We start from the raw sequence: 6,491 nt of genomic DNA, 5'->3' as shown, positions 1-6,491 counted from the left end.
TGGGCAATGTCATGCGGAGCATCCTGCCGCGTCACGCTCGCCCCCGACCATCCGTTTATCCGGACGGTCGGGGGCGCGTACGTCCCCGGTGACGCCGGACGCGCCGTATGGGCGATGAGTCCGCAGTACCTTGCCGGCATGGCGAGCAAACGGCGGCCGTACTGGCGCACCCTCAGGTCGCCGACCAGCCTCGTCCTGTACCGGACCCCGGACGGATGGAGGTACGCCGTCCACTTCACCGGGCCGGCCGGCATCGCCGACGGCGCGCTCGCTGGTCCTCCGCCCTCGTCCGAGCCGGACATCGCGCAGGCGGCCCTGGTTCAGAAGGCGGAGGAACTCACCCACCGCCGGCTCGACGTCCTCTGGCACGCACCCGATCAACCGAACTGGTGGACCGGCACGGTCACCATCGCAGGGCCACTTCCACCTGCCTGAAGCCGGCGCACCGATGCGGTCGGAGTACTAGACCCCGACGGCGTCGGCCATCGCACCCCCAGCAGCAACCTCTCCGTACCAGTGCTGCTGTCGAAACCCGTGAACATTTCGATTCCCTCTCGGGCGGCGGCTGCCTCCCAAACCGGTGTACATCCGCTGCCCGTTCTCGCGGACAGAGCCACTGGCCAAACTGACCGACTTCCTGGTTGCCGAGGGGGTGGTCGACGACATCAGCCACGAGGGCCTGCGGGTCCTGCTTCGCCAGGAGGGCGTGTCCTTTCAACGCATAAAGACCTGGAAGACCTCCCACGACCCCGACTACGCCACCAAGAAGGCCCGCGTCGAGCACCTCTACGCGATCGCCGACGGCGAGGTCATACCCGAGCAAGGCGAGCCCGACGTCATCTTCTGCCTGGACGAGTTCGGCCCGCTCAACCTCCAGCCCCACCCCGGACGACAGTGGGCCGAGCGCGGCGGACGGCACAAGGACCCCGACCGGGAACCCCGGCCCCGGCGCCGGGCGACGTACACCCGCCCGCACGGGGTCCGGCACCTGTTCTCCGCCTACGACCTGGCCAAGGACAAGCTCTACGGACACATCAAGCCCAAGAAGAACCGCACGAGGTTCCTGGAGTTCTGCCGCTACCTGCGCAGCCTTTACCCGCTGGAGATCCGTATAGCGATCGTGCTCGACAACTTCTCCCCGCACCTGACCACGAAGAAGGACACCCGAGTCGGCGACTGGGCCGCAGCCAACAACGTCGAGTTCGCCTACACACCAACCAACAGCTCCTGGCTCAACCGCATCGAGGCCCAGTTCACCGCCCTGCGCTACTTCACCCTCGACGGCACCGACCACGCCAGCCACAAGGAGCAGGGCAGCATGATCCGCCGCTACATCATCTGGCGAAACCGCCACGCCACCGACGAACGCCTACGCCAAGTCGTCGACAGGGCAAACGTTGTCTGATGCGGCACTAGAGGGCGAAGCCTCAGGTGGTGGCGGAGCCGCCGTAGCGCAGGCGCATGAGCTTGATGCCTTCGCCGTCGGCCAGTTCGCCGTCCACGTAGGCGAACTGGCCGCGGTGGCGGATGTGCACCGCGGCAAGTTGGGGCCAAGTGGTACGGGCTCGTGTGGTGAGTTTCTGGGCGAGGGAGGACTTGGTCGACTCCGGCATGGTGGGCATGGGGTCATCCCGCCTGGTGGTGGTTGAGAGGGCTGCGGCAACATCCAGGCGGAAGATCCACTTCTGCTGATCGGCCGCCCTGCCTTGCCCGTTGCCGCCGCCCGCCGGATATCGCTGACCACCTCACAGAGGCATCGACTGAAGAAGATGGCCTATGGCCACAAGACCGCCTACCACACCCGGATGCGCGCACACGTCGTGCTTCATACGGCCCGGGGCCGTTCCCATGCGCGTATCGCCCGGGAGACCGGTCTGCACCTGGACACCGTGCGCACGTGGCGACGCCGGTTCGCCGAGGAGGGCATCTCGGGGCTGACCGACCGAAAGCGCTCCGGCCGGCGACCCTCGTTCACCGCGCTGCAGGCCGCCCAGGTCAAGGCCCTGGCCCCAACTGCCCGCCGAGACCGGGGCGCCGCTGTCCCGCTGGTCATGCCCGGAGCTGGCCCGCGAGGCGTGGCCAGCGGCGCCGGCTACGCGCTGCGCCGGTGGTTGGCACGGCGCCGGTAACCGGCCGCCCGCCTGGCACGCACCGTCCATGGAACATCCGCCAGCGCTGCCACGTCACGGATCGCCCGGCCTCTGGTGCTTACTTCCAACGTAGATACAAACGTGTCCGCCGACGCCTTGATCCGCTCCCGGAGGAGGAATAGCATCCGGCGCAATCGATCTTGGAGGGGGTCGGAGTGTCGAACACAAAACGCGTGAAGCCGGCGCTGATCGCAACGCTGATACCGATAGTGGTGCTCGGCGTCGCCGCGCAGCCGGCGATGGGGCAGGTGCCCGTGCCACCGCCGATCAAGACCTACGAGGGAGATCCCGGCCGGCTCGGCGACGCGGCGAGCTGGCGTACCCCTGAGTTCAAGCGGGACGCCGGCCTGGTGTCGATGGGAGCCGAATTCGCCTACGCCGCCGGCTACTCCGGCACCGGGATGAACATCGGCGTCGTCGACTCGGGCGTCTTCGCCGGGCACGTCCGGGAGCACGGAAGCCTGGACACGAACTACGCGGTCGGGGACCGCTACTTCTCAGTGGAGGCCCAGGGCGGCCAGACGGGCCCCACGCCGGGGTTCTACAACCCGGCGCTCAACGACAGCCACGGCACCCACGTCAGCGGGACCATCGGTGCAAGCCGCGACGGCGTCGGCGAGACACAACCGGCCGGGCCGGAGGCCAACATGCACGGCGTTGCGTTCAACAGCAACGTGTACATGGGCAACACCGGCAAGACGGACGGCGTGCTCTACGGTCTCCTGCCGGCGAACGCGACCGCCGCGCAGACGCCGGACGACGCCTACATCGGCAATGTCTACCGGGCCGTGAACTCCGCCAAGACGGCAAACGGCGAGCCCATCAGAATCGTCACCAGCAGTTGGGGTAGCCAGCCCAAAACGGAAAACTACAACACGTATGACGCGCCGCCCGGCAGCCCGGCGGGCTTCGGTCTGAACACGGCATGGCGCCTCTGGTCCACTCCGGACGGCGTCGTCGACGCGAACGGCAGCGCCGCCCACTGGCTGAACGGTGCCATCGAGGCCGCGCGTACCGGCACGGTCATCCAGTTCACCGCCGGTAACAGCGGCTACGTGAACCCGTCGCCGCGAGGCGCCGCGCCGTACTTCATGCCCGAGTTGGAGGGCAGCTGGTACACGACGTCGGGGATCAACCCCACCCAGGGGCGCACGTTCAACCCTGACGGCTCCGTCCTGGTCCCCGGCCAGCAGACGTTCAACCAGTGCGGCGTCGCGAAGTGGTCCTGCGTGACGGCGCCGGCCAACACCATCAACAGCACGACCGTGTCGGTCGTCAACGGCGTGCCCGAGCCCCGTTACGGCAGTTCGTCGGGGACGTCGATGGCCGGCCCGCACTCGGCGGCCGCACTGTCGTTGATCATGCAGCGCTTCCCGTACATGACCAACGAGCAGGCGCTCTACACGATGTTCACCACCGGCCGGCAGAACAACACGATCAGTGACGCGGCGGGCAGCGCCGTGCTGAACCCCACCAGCGGCCAGATCGTGCAGGTGCCGGACAGCCGCAACGGCTGGGGCACGGTCAGCCTGCGGGAGGCCATGAACGGCCCGGGCCAGTTCCTGGGGCCGTTCGTCGTCGACACGCAGGGGCGCGACGACGTGTGGTCGAACGACATCTCGGATGTCGCGATCCGGGCCCGCCAGCAGGAGGACGCCGCCGAGGCGGCCGCCTGGGCGGCGACCAAGGCCGCCAAGGGCTGGACCACGGGCCTGCCGGCCGACGCGAGCGACGCCGACAAGTCGGACTACGCCATCGGGGTCCGCCGTGAGCTGGCCCGCAAGGCCCGCGCCTACGAGGGCAGCCTCACGAAGCGTGGCGCCGGCACCCTGTTCCTCACCGGCAGCGAGACCTGGCACGGGACGAGCACCGTCCTCGACGGCAAGCTCTCGGTCGTCGGCTCGCACGCGAGTCCTATCGACGTGCGCGGGGGAACGCTCGGCGGCAGCGGCACCGTGGGTGACAGCATCGACGTCAGCGGCGGCGTGCTGCAGCCCGGTCTCACGGCCGACGAGGCCGCGCAGATCACCGGCGCTTCCGGGTCCGCAGGCAATGTCCTGAACGTCGGCGGGAACGCGACCATTGGCAAGCAGGGTCGCGTTGCCGTCACGATCTCCGACGACCGGGACTACACGAGCGTCCGGGCGGCGGGGAACCTGGTGCTGGACGGTGAGCTGGACCTGGACGTGCGGGGCAAGCTGACCCCGGGCACCGTGTTCACGATCATGAGCGGTAGCTCGATCAAGGGCGCCTTCCACGCGCTGCCGGAGAACCGGGCCCTGAACGTGGGCGGTTACCTGTTCCGGGTGTCCTACAAGAACAACAGCATGACGCTGACCGTCATGCACGCGGTGCCGAACAACGGGAATTGAGCCGTGACCCGTTAACTCAACTCGGCTTGACCACGGTCGAGCCGTGGTGAAGGGGCAGAAAGGAAGGGTGGGCCGCGACGCCGATCTCGCCGTCGCGGCCCATCGATTCACGTGGTCATCTGTTGCGACCGGGCGTCGACTCAGCCGCGCCGAACCCGTGTCGCTCGACCTCTGACGGCCGACGGAGCTCCATCTACTGGGCAGGCGCCGCCGGCCCGGAGTCGGCCACCCAGCCCGGTTGGGCGGCGACGAACGCGTCGACGGTGTCGTCCCGGACCGCCTGCAGCAGTTGCATGCTGGTCGGGCTGGGGATCTCGGCGCTGCCGACGCCCGGCACGGTGCGGCTGTTGAACGTGCCGTTGGTGGTCTTGATCGTGGTGATCGAGTCGGGGCGGATCCTCCGCAGGGCAAAGGCCCAGTCCTCCAGGCCGGCTCCCGTCTGTCCGAGGTGCTGGCCGTCGGGACCAGTCGATCCACGCGGCTGCGGCTGGTCCGTGCTCTGCCCGATCCCGAGGCCCGCACGCCCAGGGTGCTGGGCGTGGACGAGTTCGCCCTGCGCAAGGGGCACGTCTACGCCACGATCCTGGTGGACATCGAGACCCACCCGGTCGACGTGCTGCCCGACCGGGCCGTGGACACAGTCGCCGCGTGGCTGGCCAGTCATCCCGGTGTCGAGGTGGTCTGCCGTGACCCCTCCACCGTCAACGCCGAGGCAGCACGCCTGGGAGCGCCCCCCGCCGTCCACGTCGCTAATCGCTGGCATGTCTGGCACAACGTGGTCGAAGCCGTCGAGAAGACCGTCGTGAGCCACCGCGCGCTCCGCCTTCTGGGATACACCCCGCCGACCAAAGGTGCCCTGCACCACTCAGACTCCCCTACGTCCTTCCGCGGGACTGCATCCGGGCCAGAGAGGACGGCGGACCCGACCTCACCGCCCCGTATCCACCTCGGCGGCTTTCTTGCGCCCGCCGCCGGGGCGGCGGACCCGGACCAGCGGCTCCGCCCCCGCTTCCCACTCCTCGACGCCCTTGCGGACGGTGGTCCCGCCGGCTTCGGCCGCCTGCGAGACGGCCCGGCTCCCGCCGTGTCCCAGGATCCGGGCCTCGTCCCCCATCAACAGACGGCGCTGGCGCTCGTCCAGGCGCGGAAACAACACCGCGAATCTCACAGGCGGGGTCTCGTCTGACGCTTCCGCACCGTCGGCCAAGACTACGACCGCGGCCTCGACACCCTTGCGCACAGCTACGGAGTCGATGTGGCCGACTGAGGCCGTCGGGTCGGACCACGGACGGAACGTCAGGCGGCGGACGGGGGCGTCATCCGACGGGTCTCGCTACCAGCCGGCCTTCACTCCGTTGTAGGCCGTACGGCAGTCGGCGTTGGTGGCCTCCACGGCGAGCTTCTGCATGGCGTTCTGCCAGACCTTCTTGGCCACCTTCTCCAACTCCCGTGCCTGGGCGGGGACGTTCGGGGCGTACTTCTTGATCGTCCCGATGGCGGAGGTGGTGAACTTGTTGCACGCGGGTCCGGAGGCTTTCCGGTAGCGGGTGTCAAGGTCCGTGGCCACCGCTTGGCCGTTCTTGGTGGCCCAGTTGTTCCAGGCCGCACACGCCTCCTGGGTGAAGGCCTGCTGGTCGGCCTCGCTCAGGTTCCCGACCTCGTTCAGCATGGCGGTCTGGACCTTGTCGGGGACCGTGAAATCCGTGACGGGGAACTTGTCGAGGGTTGTGAGCAGCGCCTCCTGACACGCGGGCGGCAGCGGAGCCGCCTGCGCGGAGGAGGGGAAGGCCAGGGCGGAGGCGGACAGGAGAGCCGCAGTGAGGACCGCGTGCTGGACGGTACGCGAAAGAGTCATGAGGGTGGTGCTCCTTGCATGAAGAGTGTGGTGGTCAGGGGACGAATCAACGCCCGGTTACAGAACGATCTCCAGCTCCCGCAGGTCACGGCGGCTGTCCGGCCGGACGGCCGG

6 protein-coding genes and 3 pseudogenes are annotated in these 6,491 nt (G+C 68.7%); 5 read left to right on the top strand and 4 right to left on the bottom strand.

The window, feature by feature from the left end; all coding sequences use genetic code 11:
• Together AB0915_RS10300 and AB0915_RS10295 are read left to right on the top strand one after the other, a co-directional pair.
• On the top strand, positions 1-435 hold a 435-nt coding region (locus tag AB0915_RS10300; protein WP_366690653.1), incomplete at its 5' end, for a hypothetical protein.
• 181 nt (positions 436-616) lie between these two features.
• Positions 617-1,405, top strand: a pseudogene (locus AB0915_RS10295) (transposase); the annotation flags it as partial.
• Positions 1,406-1,427: 22 nt separating this feature from the next.
• On the opposite strand, the gene AB0915_RS10290 reads toward AB0915_RS10295, so the two are convergent.
• Entirely contained in the window at positions 1,428-1,622 is a 195-nt protein-coding gene (locus AB0915_RS10290; protein WP_366690652.1) for a hypothetical protein, read from the bottom strand.
• Positions 1,623-1,769: 147 nt separating this feature from the next.
• On the opposite strand from AB0915_RS10290, the gene AB0915_RS10285 reads away from it, so the two are divergent.
• Together AB0915_RS10285 and AB0915_RS10280 are read left to right on the top strand one after the other, a co-directional pair.
• Positions 1,770-2,129, top strand: coding sequence for a helix-turn-helix domain-containing protein (locus AB0915_RS10285; RefSeq protein ID WP_366690651.1), 360 nt, complete (start codon positions 1,770-1,772; stop codon positions 2,127-2,129).
• Positions 2,130-2,305: 176 nt separating this feature from the next.
• On the top strand, positions 2,306-4,522 hold the full coding sequence (locus tag AB0915_RS10280; protein ID WP_366690650.1) for a S8 family serine peptidase: 2,217 nt from the start codon (positions 2,306-2,308) through the stop codon (positions 4,520-4,522).
• 193 nt (positions 4,523-4,715) lie between these two features.
• Here AB0915_RS10280 and AB0915_RS10275 read toward each other — a convergent pair whose 3' ends face one another.
• Positions 4,716-5,090, bottom strand: a complete 375-nt coding sequence (locus tag AB0915_RS10275) for a hypothetical protein (protein ID WP_366690659.1) — start codon at positions 5,088-5,090, stop codon at positions 4,716-4,718.
• On the opposite strand from AB0915_RS10275, the pseudogene AB0915_RS10270 reads away from it, so the two are divergent.
• Positions 4,971-5,261 (top strand): annotated as a pseudogene (locus tag AB0915_RS10270) (transposase); the annotation flags it as partial. The gene AB0915_RS10275 and the pseudogene AB0915_RS10270 overlap by 120 nt on opposite strands.
• A 201-nt stretch (positions 5,262-5,462) precedes the next feature.
• On the opposite strand, the pseudogene AB0915_RS10265 reads toward AB0915_RS10270, so the two are convergent.
• Both AB0915_RS10265 and AB0915_RS10260 read right to left on the bottom strand, forming a co-directional pair.
• Positions 5,463-5,636: pseudogene (locus AB0915_RS10265) on the bottom strand (ISAzo13 family transposase); the annotation flags it as partial.
• A gap of 219 nt (positions 5,637-5,855) precedes the next feature.
• Positions 5,856-6,377 (bottom strand): hypothetical protein, encoded by a 522-nt coding sequence (locus AB0915_RS10260; RefSeq protein ID WP_366690649.1) that lies wholly within the window; start codon positions 6,375-6,377, stop codon positions 5,856-5,858.
• Positions 6,378-6,491: the final 114 nt, after the last annotated feature.

The sequence above is a fragment of the Streptomyces sp. NPDC048411 genome, assembly GCF_040704695.1.
Taxonomy (GTDB): domain Bacteria; phylum Actinomycetota; class Actinomycetes; order Streptomycetales; family Streptomycetaceae; genus Streptomyces.
This window is presented reverse-complemented; position numbering and strand designations above follow the sequence as displayed.

Coding starts and splice junctions, on each gene's coding strand:
- AB0915_RS10290 (WP_366690652.1), bottom strand. CDS start 1,622: ATGCCCACCATGCCGGAGTCGACCAAGTCCTCCCTCGCCCAGAAACTC.
- AB0915_RS10285 (WP_366690651.1), top strand. CDS start 1,770: ATGGCCTATGGCCACAAGACCGCCTACCACACCCGGATGCGCGCACAC.
- AB0915_RS10260 (WP_366690649.1), bottom strand. CDS start 6,377: ATGACTCTTTCGCGTACCGTCCAGCACGCGGTCCTCACTGCGGCTCTC.